This is a genomic window from Mucilaginibacter gossypiicola, assembly GCF_900110105.1.
Taxonomy (GTDB): Bacteria; Bacteroidota; Bacteroidia; order Sphingobacteriales; family Sphingobacteriaceae; genus Mucilaginibacter; species Mucilaginibacter gossypiicola.
Genome location: NZ_FOCL01000001.1, coordinates 722,737 through 743,789 on the forward strand (window position 1 = coordinate 722,737; position 21,053 = coordinate 743,789).

The window sequence follows — 21,053 nt, forward strand, 5'->3', positions numbered from 1 at the left end:
GTGATATTTTATGGTGGCCAAAATCAAAGCTTAATGTTAACACCGGCATTTATCACCCTTTGAATCGGGTAAGCAGTGCCATATACTTCCGGATCGAAATCTTTGTAGCCGTAGAGTGTATACAGGTTTTCGCCATTTACAAATACCCTCAAGCCAGAGAGCCTGAGTTTGTGCGCCCATTCATAAGGCAGATTATAGCCTAACTCAGCATTTTTAAGCCTTACATAATTGCCTTTGCGCAAATACAGTGTTGAATTGGCAGTGTTATTGGCATTACCAAGAGATAACCTCGGCGCGGTAGCTGTGGCGGCTGTTTCAGGTGTCCAGCGACCTAAAATGGTCTCGTATCCCTGGCCACTGTAAGTAAGCCCCAGGAACCCCACCCCGGCAAAACCATTCACCTGCGAATTGTTGAACATCAGCTCGCGGTTGGTTACCCCCTGCAACAGGAAGCTCAAGCTAAAACCTTTATAATTGAAACCTCCGGAAAAGCCGTAATAAACCAGAGGCCGGTTGCCGCCAATGGCCGAAACATCAAACTGGTTAATGATATGATCGCCGTTAAGGTCTTTGTATTTTACGTCACCCGCTTGTGCCGTGTAGCCGGTAGTTGTTGCGCTGGCGGCTGCATCCTGAGCATCTTTGAAATAACCAATGGCAGTGTAACCGTAAATAGCTGTAGTTGAACGACCAGTATGCCTCATCCAGGGATAAGGATATGGTTCCTCATCGCTAAAAATAATTTTAGACGATTGGATAGAAGCGTTACCTGAGATAAAATAATTAAAGTTTTGAATATGATTTTGATAGGTTAAAGTAAGCTCAGCGCCTTTGTAAAGATTAATACCTAAATTTTCGTAAGGATATGAAGTACCTAACAAAGCAATACTGTTTCCCCTAACCTGCAACAGATCGTAATACCTGTCCCGGTAAACATCAGCGGTAATATTGAAATGGTCATTAAACAGTGAAATATCTGTACCAATGTCCAGCTTACGGGCTTTCTCCCAGCGGATGTAAGGGTTAGCCAGCGTATTTTCATAAAACCCCTGTACCGGGCTTTTTGAGGTACCTGTACTATACGAATAGCCGTTTGTAGCACCGTAGGTTTGTAAAAAATTATAATAACCGTAATTATCTACGTTGTTGTTGCCGGTTTTACCATAGGTGGCGCGCCATTTCCATGAGTTGATCCAGCTGAAATTATCCTTGATAAAACCTTCTTTCCCCATTTGCCATCCAATACCGCCTGCATAAAACAACCCGTATTGATTACCGGGAGGATAACGGTTATAACCACTGCTGTTGGCGGCAGCCTCAATAAAGTACTTACCGTCATAGTTATAACCAGCTTTTAGAGCGCGGTTTGTTGTTACCTGCGAAAGGTCATAGTTTAACACTACCGAGCGCACATCATACAAAGCCATACCTGTAAAATTGCTTTTACCGAAAGTCCTGTCGTAATTAACCGATGCCTGGGCAAATGAATAGCGGGCGCTTGATACGGTACTATATGAATTGCTTTGCGCAACCGATGATCCTACCGCTGAATAAGAGCTATCCGCATTAAAGGAATAAGCATTGTTCTGTAACGAGCGGTTTAAGAAGCTTTGCGATGAAAAAGCAAGATTCCCCTTTGCTTTTGCCGATAAACCCGGAGTAATACTATTCAGGTTATAATTGAGGTCGAGGTTGGCGAGTACGTCATTACTGTTGGTGCGCTGATAGCCAGAAAACTCGGTTTGCGAAAGCAGGTTATTGGTATAAGTAGTTGTACCACCAAATGATTTGTTTGGGTTGTATAATGGATAAGCATTATTTGGCAGGCTATAAAGTGTGCTCAATATGTTTCCATAACCTGCTCCCGGTTGTGTGCTTTGCTGAACGCGGCCAAACAATTGCAGATCGACGGTAAACTTTTTGGTAACGTTAACAGCCAGATCAGAATTGATGATATAACGGTTAAGGTCGTTATTGGTATTATAAGCTACAGAAGGATCCTGGCGAAACATCCCTGCCTGATCGAGATAATTTAATGAAACACTATAACGCGCTACCTGTGTACCACCATTTACATTAAGCTTATAACTGGTCATGAGCGAGTTATCGCGTAATATGGTTTTGAACCAATTGATATCCGGATGCCTTACAGGATCGGTATGGTTGCGGTAAGCATTAAAATCAGCAGCATTATAAAGAGCAGGCTTACCATCATTCTGCAAAGCTTCGTTATATAAATAAGCATACTGATAAGCGGGCAGCGGGTTAGGTAAACCCAAAGGTTGCTGAATACCGGTTTGCGCCGTGAACGAAATATGAGGCGTACCGGCTTGTCCGCGTTTGGTGGTGATCAGCAATGTTCCGCGCGAACTATTGATCCCCAGCATAATATTTGAGAGCGCATCTTTTAAAACTGAAACGGACTCAATACTTTCAGGATCAAGCGAAGCTATCTCACGCTGAACACCATCGATAATGGTTACCGGTGCCTGTCCTCTTAAAAACAGCCCAAACTCGCTATTATCATTAGCCGAATAGTTATTGTGCTGCACCACCGCGCCAATAAAATCGTTTACTGTTTGTACGCCGGTTTGAGGCGAAGCAAAACCACTATACTGCTGGGTATATAAGCCTGGGAGCTGTCCGGGTAATGCGTAAGTGTATAAAGTAGAAGGTGTTGTAGTAAGCTGATTGGTATAAATAGTTGATACGGCACCTACACTTTTTGTTGTGCTAACGGTATCATAAAGTACATTGATGGTTTTGGGCTTCTGTATATAAGTATCTAAAAGCCTTACCCTAATACCTGTAGTGTTTTTCACGGCAACCTGACGGGCGTTATAATTTGCGGCGGCAAATACCAGCACATCGCCTCTGGTAGCGTTAATAGTGAAAGCGCCGTCTTTACCGGTAGTTTGGGTGCTGTTTTTTCCTTTATTGGTTACCCTAACGCCCGGCAACGGGTTGCCGTACTCATCAAGTACGATACCGCTTGCCTGACCGGGTTGTGCAGGCACCACGGCGGTAGTATCCTGCTGTGCCACTGCATAACCGGCCGTGGCCAGCATCAATAACAACAGTGTGATACCTGTTAAGCATCTCTTTATGTAGCAATAAGCCATATCTTTCAGGTTTAAAATTGTTGGCAATAGGTTTAAATATCGTTTTAGCAAATACACATTGGTTAAATGCATCCGCTGTTTTGTTTATCTATCGGTTAACCACACTTAAAGGTGTAAGTGAACGGGGCATCGGTATTACCGTAGCCAACCTTCGTTTTACCCGTTTTATCGGTTAGGTAGTACTCCATTCTTGTAATGGTTTGCGTATCCCCTACGTTAAAGAATGATCGTGGCCAAAATGTAAGCTGATACTTTTTACTGGTAGCTGTAGTTTGTTTGAGCATAGTTTTAGTGGTTTGCTCACAAACAATTATGGTTTTACCATCGCTGGTATAAGCAGTTGCGCACAAGTAAACCTCGCTTTCCCCCTTTAAATGAGTGTCGGTAACAGTACCATCAAAGGTGAGGGTCACGAAATCGTTATCAAGTGATTTTGGCGGATCAATGGTTGTAAGTTGCGGGTTACAAAAGTCAACCAGGTCGCCCGTGCCGCCGGTTACTTCAAAGCAATTCATACCGGTCAGCACGCTGTAATAAGTACCGTTACCATCGCTCGTAAAGCCGTTACCGCTATCTGTTATGGTATAGCCCAGTTTTACCAGCATGTTATTATTATCGGCTCCTACTTTTGTTTTGATATTTAAGTCAACAATAAACTCAACTCCGCCGGTATGACTATAGGCTTTATCTGTTTGGTAAGCCACCCACTCTACATCATCAATAAGATTGCCGCCATTGCCGAACATTTTTTTCATATAAGCCGGCCAGGTAAGCCCACCACCATTTTTAGGCAAAGTACCGTCAGGGATTAGTGTCATATTGCCGTTGCCTTGTTTACTGGTATAAGTTATGGTAGTATTTTGTGCAGCTTTCCAGCCTTTAGGTACCAGGAAACCGAAGATCAGGTAGTCTGGACCACCATCGCCCGCTGTTGGGATATCGCAATGCACAGTTATAGGCACTACAGCGCCTACGGTAGCAGTAGCAGGCTGATCGACGCTGGTGATCTGCTCGCCGCAGCAGGCCAGGGCAATGCCCAACACAACCAAAGCGCACAGCTTCCACAAATTTTTACCTTTTATATGTAGTAAATATGATCTCATAATTTATCTGTTACTATTGGTTTATTAATTCGCTTTTTCAAGCACGTACACATAGGTATTGTTGGCGCACCCAGGGCTAAAGGTTATGCTGAGCTGCCTTTTACCATTTACAATTGGATAGGTAAAAGGAGTTGAAACCGGCTTGTCGCCAGTAGCCGTAAAAGTGATCTTGTAAGGGTACTGCGGATCGTCCAGCGTGAAAGCGCCATCTTTGCTTACCAGGAAGGGCAGCTTGTTTACCAGCGAGTAACCCTTATCAGTGAAATTGATCCGGAACTGGCTAAAATCGATAATGGACGTTAAGTCGGTACCATTACGGGTAGCCTTAATCACCCGCCAGTTACCTGCGATATTTTTTGGGGCCTCACTTCCGGGCACTATCTTTTCGGTTTTACATGATGTTGCCGCCAACATAACGACAGCCACAAGCGCCAGGTAAATCCGTTTTGCTTTGTAATTATATTTCATATCAATATTATTTATGCTGTCGGGTAATTAATAGCCTGGATTCTGGATCAGTTCGGGCGATTTAGCAACCTCACTTTGCGGAAAAGGCCACAGGTACATCGCTTTACGAAAATTGCGTTTGCGCACATCAAACTGTTTGTATGCTACCGCAGCGCCATCACGGTCAACCTCCATGCCTTTAGTAGTTATATTATCTGTTTGATCGGCGATCTTCCAGCGGCGCACATCCCAGAAACGGTGTTCTTCAAAGGCCAGCTCAATACGGCGTTCGTTTTGAATCACCCCACGCATTTCAGTCTGATTTAACCCGGTTGGCAATTGATAAGGATTTAACCCTTCTCTTTGACGAATAGCTTCGACCGCCGAATAAACCGCTCCTGTTGGCCCTTCATATTCATTAGCTGCTTCGGCATAGTTGAGCAGGATCTCAGCGTAGCGAATCAGCGGCAGGCAGCGATCTGTGCGATGCTCAAAATCATTCGCAACCGCAGCCGGATCAAGCATTTTATTGGTGTAATAGCCGGTAGTAGTGCCAACATGCACGGCATCAGGTCCGGTAGTGTTTCCGTTGTACTTACCTACAAAGATGTTTATTGGCGAAGTACCTGATGCAAGCCTGATTTGCAAAGGCGTTTGATCATGAATAATGCTGTAATTCAACCGTGGGTCGCGGTTGGCATATGGGTCGTTGGGGTTATAGCCTGATGAGGGATCAGTTATTAGTTTACCGTTACTCATGGGGAAGGCATCAACCAATCCTTGTAAAGGGAACGCGCCATTTTTACCTGTACGGGTTGGCGGCTGCCATAAGTTTTCAAGGTCAACATTGCCCGTTGGGCGCATCAGTTGAAAAATGTATTCGGTATTTACGCGCTTGGTAAAAAGCTTTTGAAAGCCAAAACCCGGAGCTGTGGCATTGTCCACATTCAAACTATACATCCCTGTTGATATCACAGCGGCAGCGGCCTGCTCCGCAAGTTGCCAGCGTTTAGGATCACTGTCCGGATAACCTGCTAAGCCAACCGTTTTACCTTCGCCTATGGACTGACCATTAAATAACGGACTTGCCGCATAAAGCAACACCCTTGATTTTAAAGCCAGACAAGCCCCTTTTGAAGCCCTGCCGTAATTTACGCCCGATTGTGCTGTCGGCAGATCTTGCCCGGCTGCATCGCATTCGGTAAGGATATAGTTCACACAATCCGCATAAGTATTACGGCCGGCCGGGATCTTGTCAGTATAGGTATAGATGCTGTCGCCCAACAAATGCACACCACCATAATGCTTTACCAATATAGAATAATACCAGGCACGTAAAAACCGGGCCTCGGCTTTCATTTGTGTTTTAACGAAGCTATTGATCGGTGCCTGGGGCAGGTTTTTAAGCAACTGGTTTACCGACCGGATATTGGTATAGCAGTTTTTATAGGCATCATCGGTAACCACGGCGGCGTTGATGGTACCGGTTTCAAAGGCCAGGGCTGTTGAGCCCGCTGATGCAGATACTTCAGCCTCGTCTGAAGCGGCATCGATGCCTCCATTAGGGGTTGGCGAAAGTATCGGCCCGTAAGTAAACCTGCCCGCGGCTGCACTGAAACCGACGTTACTGTAAATATTGGCTAAAAATGAGACGGTATTGGCACTATCAGTGAATACGGTGTTTTCGGTTAGGTTTGATGTTTGAGTTTGCCCCAGGAAACCATCCTTTTTACACGAGGTAAAAAAGAAAAAGCCGCCCAAAACCGAATAAGCAAGAACCTTGAAGTAAAGTTTTTTCATACTATAGGGTTAGTTAACATCAGGCATCGACAGAGAAAACGTAAAATCGTTTTAGCAATTCTATAGTTTATAACTCCGGGAGCTAAAGTTTAAAAGCTATTTATTAATTGGTTTATAATTCAGATGTTTAAATCTGTCACTAATATAGTTTATAAAAACGATTTAGCAAATTTTTTATTCGATTTTATAATATTTTTCAAAATCGCAATTTCTTTGCTCAGATTTTAACAAATACAACATTTACAATCGGTTGAAAATGTTGTATTTGTAAGGTATCCTTCTCCCCTATTTAATGCCGTTAAAAAAGCGACTAAAAAAAAGGGCCTGGTAGTTGATTGAATTACCCCAATATTCCCAGGTGTGTGCTCCTGGTCTTACTGTATAATCATGAGGAACCTTGCGCTCAAGCAGCTTTTTATGCAGTTCCTGGTTGGCCTGGTAAAGAAAATCATCATAACCAACATCAAATGTTATAGCAAGCGAGTTTGGTTTTAACAGATAAATCAGGTTTACAACGCTGTTTTGCTCCCATCGGTCGGGATGTTCGCTGTATTTACCCAGCACCCGTTCAATGCCGAAACTATCCGGGAAAGGCCTGATATCAACCGCACCGCTCATGCTGCCCGCTGCGCCAAACCTATCTAAATGCTTAAAAGCTAAATACAAAGCGCCATGCCCACCCATACTCAAACCGGTTATGGCCCTCCCCTTCCTATCAGTTATAGTTGAGTAATGTTTATCCACCCAATTTACCAGTTCGGTACCCACATAGGTTTCATACTGTGATTCCTTAACGGTTGGACTATCAAAATACCAGCCCGCAAAATCGCCATCGGCACAAACTATAATAAACTGATAGGTGTCGGCAAGGTTGGCAACTGCCGGCACTTTTTTGATCCAATCACTATAGTTACCGCTGAAACCGTGCAGCAGATACAATACAGGAAACTTTTTAGTATTCGAGTAGTCGGAAGGCTTAATTACTACTGCCTTGATATCCTTGTTCATCGCAGCACTGTGGGTAAGCGCCGTATCAACCGTTGCAGCATTCGCTTTAAAGCTGCAGACCGCAAGGCAGGTAAATAACGGAATAAATAATAGTTTTTTAATGTTCATCTGTATATAGTGATTTTATTTTGAGGCTATGATAGTAATACGATGATTCTGTGGTTTGTTTATAGCGTAGATCTGATCGGTAAGTACATCCATTTCCTTTTGCCATGCGTCGCGCAGGCTTTTGTAGCGGGCACGGGTGTAATTATCCTTGTTACCGTTTACAAAAATGTCTTTTTTGGCATACTTGCTGACGGTATCCATGGCAGCATTGGTATCGTGAAATAACAAACCTTTACCTTTCAAAAAGTCGAACTGCATCCAAACATACATGCGGATGCGCCTTTCAATATCCCAGCGTTCCTCATTCAACTCCCGGATCTGGATAGCCTGCTGGTATTGCGGCGCGATTGTGATCTCTGCCAGGTTGATACCCCCACTTAATTGCTCAGCCGACCAGTTGCCCATTTTTTCACCATCAATAAGAACATCATAATTGGCTGTTTTTAATCCTTTAACAGCAAGCAACTCCTGGTTCATTTCTTTGATAAATGGCACAACATTAAGGGCATCAGCTTGCTTTTTGCGGTTTCCCCAACCACGGGGAATAGTATCTATGGGGTAAGGCAATGAGTTTGCAAGATAATTGAACGACACCGAATCTTTCGCATATACCACATTGGTTATCTTGCAATTAACCGCTTTAATTGCCTTTTTACTTTTAGCATCTACAGCAACATCGGCCACCACTTTATTACTGAAACCCTGGGCTCTTAAAAACAGGTAAGCCATTACCAGGTGCCCATCATTATCGGGGTGCACCCTGTCATTAGGGGTTAAACTAAATGTTGAATCTTTGGCCTGTTCGCGCAGGTTGATCTCGGTCATAGGATGAAAAAAATCGACATACCCCCAATTATTCTTTTTAGCAGCATCGCGCTGGAAATCTATCACTTTTGAAAAAGCAGCGCTTTTTTTGGGGTAGATATTCTTGGTAGTGAACTTGCTGGCTTCGTCATAAGGCGAACCTAAAATAAAGATCTTACGAATCTCCGGATGTTGCTTAAGTTTGTTTTCCAACAGTGCATAATTATCGTATGAACCCTGGATCTTTTTATCCATAAAGTCTTGCGCATCGGCACGGTACCATTCAAAATAGCCGGTATCATTCATACCCCAGGTAAGTGTTAAAACATTAGGTTTTTTGCTGAACACATCATCCTCAAAACGATCGTTGATCTGCCCAACTACATCGCCCCCAATCCCCGCGTTGTAGCAGGTTATCCGCATGTTTGGGAAACGGGTCATGTAATACAGCCAAATGTATGAATGGTAATGGCCCCCATCGGTAATGCTGTTGCCAACAAAGGCCACCCGGTCTCCGGCGCGAAAAGGCGCAATATTTTGGGCAATTACTGCTCCCCGCGCTGCTATTAGTACTAATAATAAAATCAACTTTTTCATTAACTGTTAATTATAATGTGTTCAGCAAAAAATAAATTCAAACTATAGGCCCACTAAACTATACGGAATCCTCACCGCTTTTACCTGGTAAAAGTTAGGATCCTGGTTATTGTTTACGCAGGTGGTGGTACTGCAACTGCCACCGTCACCATTATAATTTAGGCAATAGGTAACAAGCAATTCGTTATGCCCGTTTGTAAACTCGGCATGGATGGCCGGGGTATAATACTTAGCCAAATGCCCCTGGTAAACATCATTAATGGTGAAAACCATTTTAGGCGCGGTGAAAGGCCCCTTAGGGCTATCGGCTGTTGAGATATAAATGTTATGACTCGCTGGATCACAAAAATAACCCAGGTCCATCTGCATCATTACGTATTTGTTATTCACTTTTGATATGATCACATTTTGCTGAGTAGTGTTGCTTGCGCCCACAGTTACAGCTGCAGCAGAGGCCGTTGTACGCGTTGATGACCATGAAGAGCCCGTCCAAAACGACCAGTTAGCCGGATTACTTACAGGGAAACGGGCCAGGAACACGTTAGACGTATTGAAGTAAACGCTTTTGCTTCCGTAAACATATACAGAATCATTGCTTACGTTTTTAACCATGCCGTTTGAAAAGCCTGTTTCTGTTTGTCCTGACATGCCCGCAGGTGTGATACGGGCCGCTGTGCCCCAATTTAGTCCTGCTGTATTTTGCGTGAGATCATAAAGTACCTGGTTTTCGGGCGTAGATCCGTTGGCTGATTCAAAAGTGTAGAGATAAACATGATTGCCAGCCTCAATACCGGCTCCAGGCCAGCGGTAAGTTGAATTATGATCGCCGGGGCTTTCGATGATCTCCATACTGTTAACCGGCGAGTTGGTGGTAGTAATATTGGGCGTGAGGGATTGGTCCCAACTGTGGCTGGCCGGCTGTAACAAGGCCGAATTATGATATTTAAAAAACTGGCAATATAATTGCCCGTTGCTTTGAAGTTGCGATGACTCATAGGCATCTTCGGTTATCCAAAGAACTTTTCCGTTATTAGCACCGTAGGTAAGCGGGATACTTTTTCCCTCGTCAAAGGCCACGGTGCCATTAGTACGGTGAAAAAAGTTCACCACATCATCATCGCGGTAAGCCTCAGCCGCAAGCCCGTTAAGCAGCCAGGTTTGTGCCGTATTACCGGCTACAAAAGTCTCCTGCGTTATAGGAGTGCCATTAGTGGTAGATGAACCGTGATTAGTAGCTGCCAGGCCATTACCTACATTAATAATTTTATATACACCGGCGCTTACAGATTGAATATACCATTGCTGGGCGTTATTGGTATTGGCCTTATCCTGCCACAATCCTGTACCCGGATTAGTTGTTGCCAGCGGCACCTCCAGATACTTGCCACTGGCCACATTCATGATCTTGAACTTAGTAGTACTGGTTATAGCACCGCTGCCTTGTTGCACAATTATCCATTTTTGATTAGGCGCAGTGGCTGTACCGCTGCCCGAGTATTGATTTTGCTGTGCACCGGTGCCGTCATTAAGCATGCCGCTGCTATTGATTTCAATAGCTTTTCCGCTCAAAACATTGGTGATAAAAAAGGTACCATAAGAGCTTACCGGCGATCCGCTGGCCAATTGAATTGAATCAGTACGTACAAAGGGCTTGGGATACTTAACGGCAGTTTGTTTGCTGCATGATACCAGCAAGACCATAGCCGCAAAAGCACAGGTAAAAAGGTTTGTTTTCATAATTTGGTTTGGTTTATAATTTGGTTTGATGTTTGGTTAGTGTTGTAAAATCAATTAATTATAAAATCGATTTAGCAATTAAACATAAAAAATCACCCGCCCCTTACCTTTCTTTTTTTCTTAAATTATCAGATTCCCCAGTTTTTATTCGGCGCTGCGCCCATGCTTAACTCAAGCGTGCCGCCTGCAGCGATATCCTTATAATCGATATAGCATTTGTTATAGGCTTTACCGTTAAGCTTTGCTCCTTGTATGTAAATGTTTTTTGCCGAATTATTATTGGCGATGATGGTAAACGATTTCCCTTTTGCATACTTAGGGTCGAGCCGCAAGGTTACTTTATTGAATACCGGACTGGTGATCTCTTGCCTGGTATCACCCGGACAAACAGGATGCAAACCACTGGCTGCCAACACATACCATGCCGACATTTGTCCTACATCTTCATTGCCTACCAGGCCCTCTACCGAGTTTTTATATGCCCGGCGGCAGATCTCACGGGTCCATTTCTGGGTAAGCCATGGAGCGCCCAACCTGTTATATAAAAATGGAACGTGGTGTACAGGCTCATTTGAGTGATTGTAGTAATCGTTCCACATCATGTTATCAGGTGTTTTTTCAAAAAGATTATTCAGGTCGGCTATTACTTTCTCGCGCCCGCCCATCAATTTGGCCATTCCGTTAACATCCTGAGGTACAAACCAGCCCTGCTGATAAGGGTTACTCTCTACACAGCCATACCACTGTTTAATACGTCCTTCTGCAGGCCAAGGCAGCCAATTACCGGTACTATCTTTCGGGCGGAACCAACCTTTATCCGCGTCAAAGATGTTTTTAAAGGCTTCTCCCCTTTCGCCGTATTTTTTGACGTCCTGTGTTTTATTAAGCGCTTTTGCCAGCTGTGCAACGCACCAATCGTTATAGGCGTACTCAAGCGTATAACTTATGCCACCGCCGCCAGGAGTAAAGCCTTTATCGCCATTCCCAAATTTTTCAACGGTACTCACAGCTAATTTATAAGCATCGGGGATATTATAGTTACGAATGCCTTTGGCATACGCATCGGCCATAACAGCTACCGCCGGGTTACCAAGCATACAACCGCTATAAGCGTTTAATAACTCCCAACGTTCCAGGTAATCCTTATTTTTTTCATTGGCAAGCGTCACCAGCGAATTAACCAGGTCATTAACCAGCGAAGGGTTAATAATAGTTTGTAAAGGCATCTGGCTCCTGAAAACATCCCATCCGCTAAAAATAGTGCGCTTCTTAAAGGTTGTGGTATGATGAAGCTTACCATCGCCGCCCATATATTGCCCGGTAACATCGCTTACAATCCGCGGATCGATCATGGTGTGATATAGCGCGGTATAAAACACCGTTTTTTGCTCAGCGGTACCACCCTGAATACTTACTTTTGATAAAGCGTTATTCCATAAGTCAACAGTGTGTTGGTGCACGGCGTCGAAATTCCAGTCTTTAATTTCGGCTTGTAAATTGGCTTTGGCACCCGCAATACTCACAAATGAAATACCTGATTTAAGCAATACCTGCTCATTGGCTTTGGTTGCAAACTCGGTATAAAACCCAAGATGCTTGCCTTGTTTTTCCTTCAGGCCCTTCAATACTTCAGCTTTAGCTAAACGCTCCTGGTATTTATCGCTGGTTACATCATCCAGTTTGCGGCTCCAATCGTCGGGGATATCGGCACTCCAAACGCCGTAGCTCTTTAGTGGTTTGCTGAATTGTGCATAGAAATATACTGTATAATCGGCCTTGCCATCCCCATTGCCCCAGCCCCCGCCATCTGGCGTACATTTCATAAAACCTTCAATGGTGTGATCATCAACCACTTTAACGTATTGCAGTGTTGATGTTCCTCCTACCCTGCGGGCCAGATCTACCTGGATACGCGATTGTTTATTTTGAGGAAAAGTAAAGCGCAGCATACCGCTGTGAGGAGCGGCTGTAGCCTCGGCTTTGATATTATTATCGGTTAACTGCACACTATAATAACCTGCAGATGCTTTTTCACTGCTTTTATCATAAGCGGAACGGTATCCCAATCCGGTAGTACCTATTTTACCGGCACTTGTTTTTAGCGTGCCAGTTGATGGCATTACCAAAAAGTTTCCTAAATCGCCATACCAGCCAATGCCGCTCATTTGGGTGAAAGCAAAACCTTCAATACTTTTATGCTCATAACTGTAGCCGGAGCCGTTATCGCCGCCCGTTATAGTATTAGGGCTAAGCTGCACCAAACCGTAAGGTGTAGCTGCTCCCGGAAAAGTTTTACCTAAGCCATGATAAACGCCTGCTCCATCGGCACTGGTGCTGGCACCTATAAATGGATTAACGTACGATGCCGCGCTTTGAGCCTTCAGCACTGTTGCTGAACCAAGTGACAAACCCGTAGTAAATACGGCTATTAAATATTTTTTTAATACAGGAAACGTAGTTGCGTTCATAATAGTAGTACCGGTATCGTTGTTTAAAATCTGGCATGCCGAAACTGTGATTTATTATCGGAAAAAACTTTATTTAACGTAAGTTTTTTATGACAGATAAAGCTTCAGAATTTAAAAACGTGACCGTTATTTGTTAATTGGTTATTACGCAACCAAATTATGTAATAAAATCGATTTAGCAAATTTTTGTTGCTTTTTATTTTTTGGAATAAAAGGGGGCATTACTCATGCTGACAATTACAATACTATAACTACAGCCACCTGGCAAACCAATCCAGAGTCATTTCAAAATGTACGGGGGTAGAAGTATGGGGTAGTTTCGGTGCTACGTCGCGCATGATCTTATCAGCGGCGTTTTCTGATGCATATGCCTGCATAGCCGATGCGTAGGCTATATTTGCGCCAGGCAATGGGCAATTAGAATCATTCTCTGTACTTAAAACCAACATGGCGCGGGGAGCTATCAATCGCAACATTGACGGACAGTCGAATTCACCAGTGATACCAGGTAATAGTTTATTCCACACAGCTTGTACATTACGTTTATTTAACACTGAATCGCCAAGATCTTTGGCTGCCTGCAGATGCGCTCCGTGAATTGTACCTGCACGTCCCTGCCATTTATCATTATCTAATGACCATTTGAAGCTTTGCACCGCGATATCCAGTACAACTACTTTTATGCGCTTATCTACGGATGCTGCAAGCCATGTTTCCATCCCACCCATAGATATACCGCCCATACCGATCCGGTTGGCATCAACGTCGGGCCTGCTTACCAGGTAATCGGTTACCCTCCACAAATCAAAAGCCGTATCAAACAAAAATGGATGGGCTTGATGGGCCTGATCCTTATTTTCCCAGGCAGCAATAGCTGCAGCTACATATTCCTTTGATCCATGCGCTCCTCCGGCAATACGTTCGCCGTGAAAGCGGGCATCAATAGCCACACCCATGATCCCTCTTTTAGCTAACTGGTATAACATTTTTTTGTTATCTTCTTTTTTACCGCCGGTGCCGTGCAAAAAAACTACGGCTGGATATGGTTTTGCGCCGGTAACCGGTTTGTAAATCAGGATAGGTACCCGTTCATCCTTTTCGCTGTAAATAAAACCATGCTCTATAATAACCGAATCTGTTTTAATTATTGTGAAAGAAGGATTTAACGGCACACGGGGCCTTTCCAAGAGCTTTTTAAAATCAGCCGCTACTTTTTCGACAGGAGGATAATTTATTTGCTGCGCAAATGAAAGCATTGAACATAACGACAAGACAATGCTAAAGCAGAGCACTTTGATTTTAAACAACATAATACAAAATAATTGACCGCTACAATTTATTAAACGGCCAGTGTACTCCGTGTAACAATGCTGACATGAAATATTAGAACCTTAAAAAAACAGGCCTGCATCTAAATAATCTATCTCAATCAATTTGTTTGGCATCTACCCACATGGAATTCTTATTAAAATCAGCAAAGAATTGCACGCCAGCCCGACAAAAAGATCTTACTGGATTATTATCAATAACTACCGGTGACCAGTTTTTCGAGTTACTAATCGCCCTAACTACTTCTTCATCCATACCGCTACCGGCGGCAAAAATTGTACAGACATGACTTACACTTCCATCTGGCTCAATAATAAAACTTACATAAGTTGTACCTACCTTGTGATTTTCAAATGCGATGGCAGGCACGCGAACATTTTTTTTGATGTACAACTTGAAGGCTTCAAAGCCACCGGGGCAGCTTTTTTCGATACTACCAGCTACGATTGTATCAGCAATATTTATTGATTTTTGAGCGCTTACCTGATAAGACACACAAGCTAAAAATAAAAGGATTAGGGTTTTCTTCATGAAAACAATATTATAAAAAATTCCATGTTTCTGTTAAGCTTAAGTCATTAAATAACTGAGCCATTTATTGAGAAACAAACATGAAACAATAGATACTGTTAATACCTATCAGCAACAAGAAGGCCTGATACTTTCCGTATCCGGCCTTCTTGTTGCATAGCCCCCTCACGAACTTATAAAAAGCCTGGTGAGCTTTTCTTTAGTTTTCTTCAGTATATTTTTTGAAGTTGTTTAATATAGCCTGCCAGCCGTTTTTTTGCATTTCAAGTGAATTTTGGTCTTCCGGGTCAAATGTTACTTCAACCTCGGTTTCGTTGCCATTTGCCTTGAAAGCAACAGAGGCCTGCCTGCCGTTTGGCATGGTGTAAGTAAACTTTTCGCCGTCAATAACTTCATCATAAGTAGCTTCAAAGTCAAAACCGAAGCTTCCGTCTTTGGCCTCCATCCTTGCCGAGTACTTGCCCCCTACCCGCATGTCATTTGATGCAGAAGGGCATTGCCATGATGGATCGGCAAAGTTCCATTTTGTTATATGCTCAGGATTGGTATAATAATCCCACACTTTTTTTACACCGGCATTTACTGTAGCTGTAACAGTGATTTTGTTGCTCATTTTTATTTTTTTAAGGTTAGTAATAACTGATCCAATTTTTCAAGGGTTGCCATCATGCCTTGTTCCATACCCATCTGGATAACCGTTTCCAAATCAGAAAGCGATTTATAGGTAACAATGGTTTCCACCAAAGCGTTTTCCCCTTTATCGGTAAAATTTACCAACCACTCGGCACGTGGCAAGTCTTTATTAATTTCTCCATCTGCATTACTAAAAGCATCTAATGCTGTATAATAATCAATTGGCTGTATTTTAACATATTCTGTTAACCCCCAGTACTCTGTACCATTGGGTTCAACCATGGCATAATGCCAACGTCCACCTTCACTAAAATCCATTGATTTGGTTTTGGTAGTTAAAGGCGCAGGCGCAAACCATTGGTCGAGCAATTCACTTTTAGTATAACAGTCCCAAACCAACGGCCTGTCGGCCAAAAACTCACGCTTAATAGTCAGCGTATTTTTCACTTTGTCGGCAATAAAATCGAAATACAAGTTGTTTTTCATTTATGTGTTTTTTTTAAGGTTGCTAAAAGGTTATCGAGTTGTGCAAACCGGGTTTCCCAAATTTTGCGAAATTGCTCCAGCCATTTGTCTATTTCTTTCATTTTGTCAATCTCCAATAGATAATAAATCTCCCGGCCCTGATGCTCTTGTTTTACCAGCTCACATTCGGTTAAAACCTTCAGGTGCTTGGAAATAGCCTGCCGGGTGGTATCAAAATGTTCGGCTATAGCATTGGGCGTCATGGCCTGTAATGCAATCAACGCTATGATTGCCCTCCGCGTAGGATCGGCAACAGCCTGAAAAATGTCCCTTCTCATTGAGGTAGCTTTTACATACCGGTTAAAGTCGGCTAACCGGTGTCATTAACAAAAAATTATTTCCTGATCATGGGAAGGTACTTTTCCCAATTGTCAATGATTACCCAAATTACAATGGCAATCAATACCAACACAATAGGCAAACCTGATGGGGCCATGCTGATATTGGACAATAAAATACCGGTTAATATGGGTACAAGTATAACTGCACCAAGCGCCCTTGTTCTTGGAATAATCAATAATAGACCACCAAATACCTCGGCTGCTCCAACCAGTGGCATAAGCCAGCCTATCTGCATATACGCCTGCATTACTTTCACCATTTTTTCAGGCATATCTTTGGGCATCGGCATATAGTTCAGGAATTTGTTCAGGCCGGCATTAATAAACATTAGCCCGGTTAACAGGCATAAAACAAAGAGGATTTTACTTTTCATAATTGGTTTTATTTAAAAATAAGAAACTGATTGATTGCAAATATATACGCAACCAATCAGTTTCGCAAATTTATTTTTAAAAAACTTAAGATAGCATCCTTAAATTCAAGCTGTTTGTCGGTGTTCTGCGATTGGGCCAACCTAATTATTCATTCCGTAAGCTATCTACAGGATTTGCCAAAGCGGCTTTTAAGGCCTTGTAGCCTACAGTGAACCAACCTATCAATAGAGAGGTTGCAATAGCGGCCGCAAAAACCCACAGGCCCGGCGAAATACGATAGGCAAATGTTTGTAACCATCCGTTCATCAGGTACCAGGCAACAGGAGCTCCAATAACAAATGCCACAACAATAAGCACTAAAAATTCCTTCGAAAACAGGTACACGATACTGCCTGTTGATGCCCCTAATATCTTCCGGATCCCTACCTCTCTGGTACGCTGTACCGCCATAAATGACACGAGGCCGTATAAACCGAGGCAGGAAATAAAAATCGCAATGAGCGCAAATACTTTATAAATCAGTTCGAGCTGATTCTCCTGTTCATAAAATTTGGCAATACTATCGTCAACAAAAAAGCCGGTGTAAGCGTATTCGGGATATTTCTTCTCCCAGGCACTTTGCACCAATGCTACCGTTTTTGCAAATTTTGGGCCTTCAATTTTTATCGCTATCTGCTGCTCCGATTGTTTTGAGGGATACATCACCAGCGGCTTAATCTCCTCGCGCATGGAATTTGTTTTAAAGTCGGCAACAACACCTACCATAGGCAGGTTTCCGTAACTATCGAAGGTTAGGGTTTTACCCAAAGCATCGTTAGCGTTTTTAATGCCGAGTTTATGTACCATGGTTTCATTAATCACCAGTTCGCGCGCGGTATCGCCGGGTGCATAGCCTCTGCCTGCTATAAACCTGAGGCCAAATGTTTTGAAATAATCTGCATCAGCTATTTTCATGAAAACATCAAAGCCCGGATCTTTATCTGAATGATTAAAATAGAAATTGCTTGAATTATTATGCGACGAAGATGGTGCATCTGCCGAAAAACTGGCCGCTTTTACACCTTGTAATGTGAGTACCTGTTGCTTAAAGCTATTCAATCGCGATAAGCCTATGCTGTCGGCCGGGCATGGGATGGCCAATACCGCTTCTTTATTAAATCCAAGGTCGGCATTGTTTACAAAATCCATTTGTTTAACGGCGATGGCTGTTCCGATAATCAGCAACTGTGAAATGGCAAACTGCGTAACTACCAGCACACGGCGAAGCGATATACCACCAACCGCGGCAGAATTAATCTTGTTTTTCAGCGCCTGGACAGGCTTAAACCCGGATACAATAATTGCCGGATATATTCCTGAAAGCAAAACTACAGCAACTATTACTAAAGCCAGGCAAAGCATTGTACCCGCATTGAACAGGCCAATGCTCTCCGGAACACTGGCGATATGTTTGAGCAAAGGTAAAGCTACTTCGGCCACGCCTATTGCAAGCCCTGCTGAAAACAATACGATAATGGCCGTTTCGCACATTACCAGACCTATTAATTGCCTGCGGCTGCTCCCAAGCACCTTGCGAACGCCTACCTCCTTAGAGCGGCCAACAGATTGCGCAGTTGAAAGATTAATAAAGTTGATGGAAGCCATGACGACGATTAGTACTGCAATAAGCGACAGCGTGCGCAACGTAGACCTGCTCGTCACATGATCCCCTAATGTACCTCCAAAGCTCGTATCAAAGTGGATAGTTGATAGCGGCTGTGCTACGGCATATCTTTTCCTGGCTGTGCGTTTATTATTGCTATTAAATTGCTTTTCCGAAAAGCTGAGCATTTGACCTTCGACGGTACTTTGCAGCACATTAGGAGGAAATTTTATATATACCTGGCAATCGCTACTGGTTTCGTCCCAGGTATATGAGTAATTGTAGCTTTTGGGGTTCTTTTTCCAGGTAACGTACGAAATCAACACTTTAAACGGCAGGTCGGTATTTGAGGGAAGATCCTGTATCACACCTGCAACCTTCAGCGTTAGCAGGTTGTCCATCCGGAGTGTTTTTCCTACAGCCTATTGCCAGTTACCAAAATATTTTATGGCGCTGCTTTTATCTATGACCACCATATCGGGATCTCTTAACGCTGAGGCACTGCCGGCGAGCCACGTTGCTGAAAAAATGTCGAAAAGCTGAGGTTCGGCAAACATGATACCCGTGTTCTCAACAAATTTTTTATCACCGGCGGGGCTGCCATTAGCCTGGGCCACAATTTGACTACCGTAAATGGCATTGATACCCGCAACAACAGCCTGCGGATAATAAAGGCGAAAAGCATCTACAGCAGGCGTTGAGATCCCGGCACTATACCTGATATTGCCCTCCCGCTCTTTTTTTGTAACAATGCGATAAGTGCTTTTATAGCCGGGTTGATACGTATCAAAGCTTAACTCATATTGAACAACTACAAATATAAGCAGGCAAGCGGCTATGCCCACTGCCAACCCAGCTACGTTAATGGCCGAGTAACTTTGATGACGGGTGATATTACGCCACGCGATTTTAAAATAATTTTTAAACATATAACTGCGGTTTAATTTCGGGGAAGACCACTTAGTTGTGGTTTCATGCTTCGAAATTACCCTTGCAAACTGCGCATGTCGTCTTAAGTTATAACTTGGGAACTCTTTTTGGGGCTCGTTTTTATATTCCGCAGGGCTTTTACCCGTCAGTTGTTTAAAAATGCGGTTAAAGGATGATTTTGAATTAAACCCAGACTCCAGTGCTATGCCAAGCAGGGTTATATGGGCAAAAGCGGGATCCAGCATTTTACAGATCACTTCCGCCACGCGATATTCGTTGATAAAATCGTTAAAGTTTTTTTTGAGCGCTACATTGATGATCCGGGATAGTTCATGAACCGTGAGCCCAAGCTTTTCGGCAAGTGAGGTCAAATTCAGCTCTGCGTCCTCGTAATACCTGTTAGCCTCTATCACCTTCCTAAGCCAGGCTCCTTTTTGCCTGAGCTCTGCCGAAACCGGCGTTTTGAAAACCGGAGAGGCCTGCACCATAACTGAGGAGCCTGGTTTTGAATGAGCTGTCGCCGCTATCCAAATCATCATTCCGGCTAACAGCAAATACAAGGGATAATATGCTTGCATCCCTAACTGATAATGGAAATAAAAATAATCCGTAGCAGTATATGGCAGCCATAATAACCATAAAAGGCCAAAAGCCCTGATCAATCGGCTTAACCAGCGCATTTGGTTGCGGTAGCGGTCATTTACGTTATTGAATTTCAACTGCTGGTAATAGCTTTCAATCAGCCTGAAGGAAATATACAAGTAGGTAAGCACAGAAATGAAGGCCGCCATATTCAGTATCAGGCCTAATTGCCGGAAGATTGGTGTATAATAAGTTGCCACGCTAATGTTGTCCCCAATCCCCCACGCAAGAATGCATTGTTGAAGTAACAAAGGGATAAAGTGCAGCAAATCCGTAAGGCGTAATTTATAACCCGGCTGAGTTATCTTAAGCACGTAAAAATAGATGAACGGGCCCAGCGCCAGCGAAAATCGGAATGGCAGCCGGCTCCAATGCGGGACGTAAACATCCAGTCCAATGCTATTTCCCAAAACCCAGGCCATCCACAAAACAATGATTAGCACAGCAATGGCGAGAAAACGGTTTGCAATGAAGTTAATATTTTTGGTAAACCATAACAGCAGACTGAACGTGAGCCCGGTAAATATCGCAGCCAAAAACGCAACATCATAAAGGGTGATATGGAGGCTGTATGTGGTCAAGTTAAAATGCTGCTTCAAAGGCCATTCCAACTTTATAACTTATTGATACATATGCCAAATAAGATTTTACAGGCAAGGCTACTGTAATAAAAGCGAACGTTTGATTGTTCGGATTCGAGCCATTTTTTCTTTCGAGAACCAAATCAACAAAGAAAAACCCACCTTCATAAAAGCTGGCAAACGATTTTAGAATTTCATCCCCCCAATATTTAGTCTTAAATACACTTGCCATTGTCTTAAAAATATAAACCAACCTTTTTCATTGCACAATCAAGGTAGGTAAATAACGGGAACTAATGAAAACAGCCCTTTAAATTTCCCAACAAATTA

At 43.3% G+C, this 21,053-nt stretch carries 17 protein-coding genes; all 17 read right to left on the reverse strand.

The features are described from left to right. Window positions 1-23 precede the first annotated feature (23 nt). Window positions 24-3,149, reverse strand: a complete 3,126-nt coding sequence (locus BMX50_RS02920) for a SusC/RagA family TonB-linked outer membrane protein (protein WP_208864627.1) — start codon at window positions 3,147-3,149, stop codon at window positions 24-26. Window positions 3,150-3,217: 68 nt separating this feature from the next. Further along, entirely contained in the window at window positions 3,218-4,225 is a 1,008-nt protein-coding gene (locus BMX50_RS02925; RefSeq protein ID WP_091207400.1) for a DUF4961 domain-containing protein, read from the reverse strand. Window positions 4,226-4,249: 24 nt separating this feature from the next. Then, window positions 4,250-4,693, reverse strand: a complete 444-nt coding sequence (locus tag BMX50_RS02930; RefSeq protein ID WP_091207402.1) for a DUF5004 domain-containing protein — start codon at window positions 4,691-4,693, stop codon at window positions 4,250-4,252. Between the two features lie 27 nt (window positions 4,694-4,720). Then, complete coding sequence (locus tag BMX50_RS02935) at window positions 4,721-6,472, reverse strand: RagB/SusD family nutrient uptake outer membrane protein (protein WP_091207403.1); 1,752 nt, start codon at window positions 6,470-6,472, stop codon at window positions 4,721-4,723. A 285-nt stretch (window positions 6,473-6,757) separates the two neighbouring features. After that, window positions 6,758-7,588: an alpha/beta hydrolase gene (locus BMX50_RS02940; protein ID WP_091207405.1), complete on the reverse strand. Its 831-nt coding sequence runs from the start codon at window positions 7,586-7,588 to the stop codon at window positions 6,758-6,760. Window positions 7,589-7,603: 15 nt separating this feature from the next. Continuing rightward, complete coding sequence (locus BMX50_RS02945; protein ID WP_091207408.1) at window positions 7,604-8,989, reverse strand: SGNH/GDSL hydrolase family protein; 1,386 nt, start codon at window positions 8,987-8,989, stop codon at window positions 7,604-7,606. Between the two features lie 42 nt (window positions 8,990-9,031). Beyond that, window positions 9,032-10,726 (reverse strand): RICIN domain-containing protein, encoded by a 1,695-nt coding sequence (locus tag BMX50_RS02950; RefSeq protein WP_091207410.1) that lies wholly within the window; start codon window positions 10,724-10,726, stop codon window positions 9,032-9,034. Between the two features lie 128 nt (window positions 10,727-10,854). Next, entirely contained in the window at window positions 10,855-13,194 is a 2,340-nt protein-coding gene (locus tag BMX50_RS02955; RefSeq protein WP_091207414.1) for a GH92 family glycosyl hydrolase, read from the reverse strand. Window positions 13,195-13,445: 251 nt separating this feature from the next. Continuing rightward, window positions 13,446-14,381, reverse strand: a complete 936-nt coding sequence (locus BMX50_RS02960) for an acetylxylan esterase (protein ID WP_244280829.1) — start codon at window positions 14,379-14,381, stop codon at window positions 13,446-13,448. A 238-nt stretch (window positions 14,382-14,619) separates the two neighbouring features. Beyond that, entirely contained in the window at window positions 14,620-15,054 is a 435-nt protein-coding gene (locus tag BMX50_RS02965; protein ID WP_091207420.1) for an energy transducer TonB, read from the reverse strand. 199 nt (window positions 15,055-15,253) lie between these two features. After that, window positions 15,254-15,667, reverse strand: a complete 414-nt coding sequence (locus BMX50_RS02970; protein ID WP_091207423.1) for an SRPBCC family protein — start codon at window positions 15,665-15,667, stop codon at window positions 15,254-15,256. Between the two features lie 2 nt (window positions 15,668-15,669). Further along, window positions 15,670-16,173 (reverse strand): SRPBCC family protein, encoded by a 504-nt coding sequence (locus BMX50_RS02975; RefSeq protein WP_091207426.1) that lies wholly within the window; start codon window positions 16,171-16,173, stop codon window positions 15,670-15,672. Then, complete coding sequence (locus BMX50_RS02980; protein ID WP_091207429.1) at window positions 16,170-16,490, reverse strand: ArsR/SmtB family transcription factor; 321 nt, start codon at window positions 16,488-16,490, stop codon at window positions 16,170-16,172. Before BMX50_RS02980 ends, BMX50_RS02975 begins: the two co-directional genes overlap by 4 nt. Before the next feature lie 56 nt (window positions 16,491-16,546). Next, window positions 16,547-16,927, reverse strand: coding sequence for a DoxX family membrane protein (locus BMX50_RS02985; protein WP_091207431.1), 381 nt, complete (start codon window positions 16,925-16,927; stop codon window positions 16,547-16,549). Window positions 16,928-17,072: 145 nt separating this feature from the next. Next, window positions 17,073-18,971 (reverse strand): FtsX-like permease family protein, encoded by a 1,899-nt coding sequence (locus BMX50_RS02990; RefSeq protein ID WP_208864628.1) that lies wholly within the window; start codon window positions 18,969-18,971, stop codon window positions 17,073-17,075. A gap of 21 nt (window positions 18,972-18,992) precedes the next feature. After that, window positions 18,993-20,723 carry a helix-turn-helix domain-containing protein gene (locus BMX50_RS34715; protein ID WP_208864629.1) on the reverse strand — a complete coding sequence of 577 codons (1,731 nt, stop codon included), beginning with the start codon at window positions 20,721-20,723 and terminating at the stop codon, window positions 18,993-18,995. A 1-nt stretch (window position 20,724) separates the two neighbouring features. Continuing rightward, the gene (locus BMX50_RS02995) at window positions 20,725-20,955 is read right to left on the reverse strand and encodes a hypothetical protein (RefSeq protein ID WP_091207434.1); all 231 of its coding nucleotides are present in this window, start codon (window positions 20,953-20,955) and stop codon (window positions 20,725-20,727) included. Window positions 20,956-21,053 lie beyond the last annotated feature (98 nt).

Excerpts from the sequence above, each read along its gene's own strand:
- BMX50_RS02935 (WP_091207403.1), bottom strand. The coding sequence starts at position 6,472 with ATGAAAAAACTTTACTTCAAGGTTCTTGCTTATTCGGTTTTGGGCGGC.
- BMX50_RS02985 (WP_091207431.1), bottom strand. The coding sequence starts at position 16,927 with ATGAAAAGTAAAATCCTCTTTGTTTTATGCCTGTTAACCGGGCTAATG.
- BMX50_RS02940 (WP_091207405.1), bottom strand. The coding sequence starts at position 7,588 with ATGAACATTAAAAAACTATTATTTATTCCGTTATTTACCTGCCTTGCG.
- BMX50_RS02925 (WP_091207400.1), bottom strand. The coding sequence starts at position 4,225 with ATGAGATCATATTTACTACATATAAAAGGTAAAAATTTGTGGAAGCTG.
- BMX50_RS02965 (WP_091207420.1), bottom strand. The coding sequence starts at position 15,054 with ATGAAGAAAACCCTAATCCTTTTATTTTTAGCTTGTGTGTCTTATCAG.
- BMX50_RS02945 (WP_091207408.1), bottom strand. The coding sequence starts at position 8,989 with ATGAAAAAGTTGATTTTATTATTAGTACTAATAGCAGCGCGGGGAGCA.
- BMX50_RS02955 (WP_091207414.1), bottom strand. The coding sequence starts at position 13,194 with ATGAACGCAACTACGTTTCCTGTATTAAAAAAATATTTAATAGCCGTA.
- BMX50_RS02975 (WP_091207426.1), bottom strand. The coding sequence starts at position 16,173 with ATGAAAAACAACTTGTATTTCGATTTTATTGCCGACAAAGTGAAAAAT.
- BMX50_RS02970 (WP_091207423.1), bottom strand. The coding sequence starts at position 15,667 with ATGAGCAACAAAATCACTGTTACAGCTACAGTAAATGCCGGTGTAAAA.
- BMX50_RS02990 (WP_208864628.1), bottom strand. The coding sequence starts at position 18,971 with ATGGACAACCTGCTAACGCTGAAGGTTGCAGGTGTGATACAGGATCTT.
- BMX50_RS02980 (WP_091207429.1), bottom strand. The coding sequence starts at position 16,490 with ATGAGAAGGGACATTTTTCAGGCTGTTGCCGATCCTACGCGGAGGGCA.
- BMX50_RS02950 (WP_091207410.1), bottom strand. The coding sequence starts at position 10,726 with ATGAAAACAAACCTTTTTACCTGTGCTTTTGCGGCTATGGTCTTGCTG.
- BMX50_RS02995 (WP_091207434.1), bottom strand. The coding sequence starts at position 20,955 with ATGGCAAGTGTATTTAAGACTAAATATTGGGGGGATGAAATTCTAAAA.
- BMX50_RS02930 (WP_091207402.1), bottom strand. The coding sequence starts at position 4,693 with ATGAAATATAATTACAAAGCAAAACGGATTTACCTGGCGCTTGTGGCT.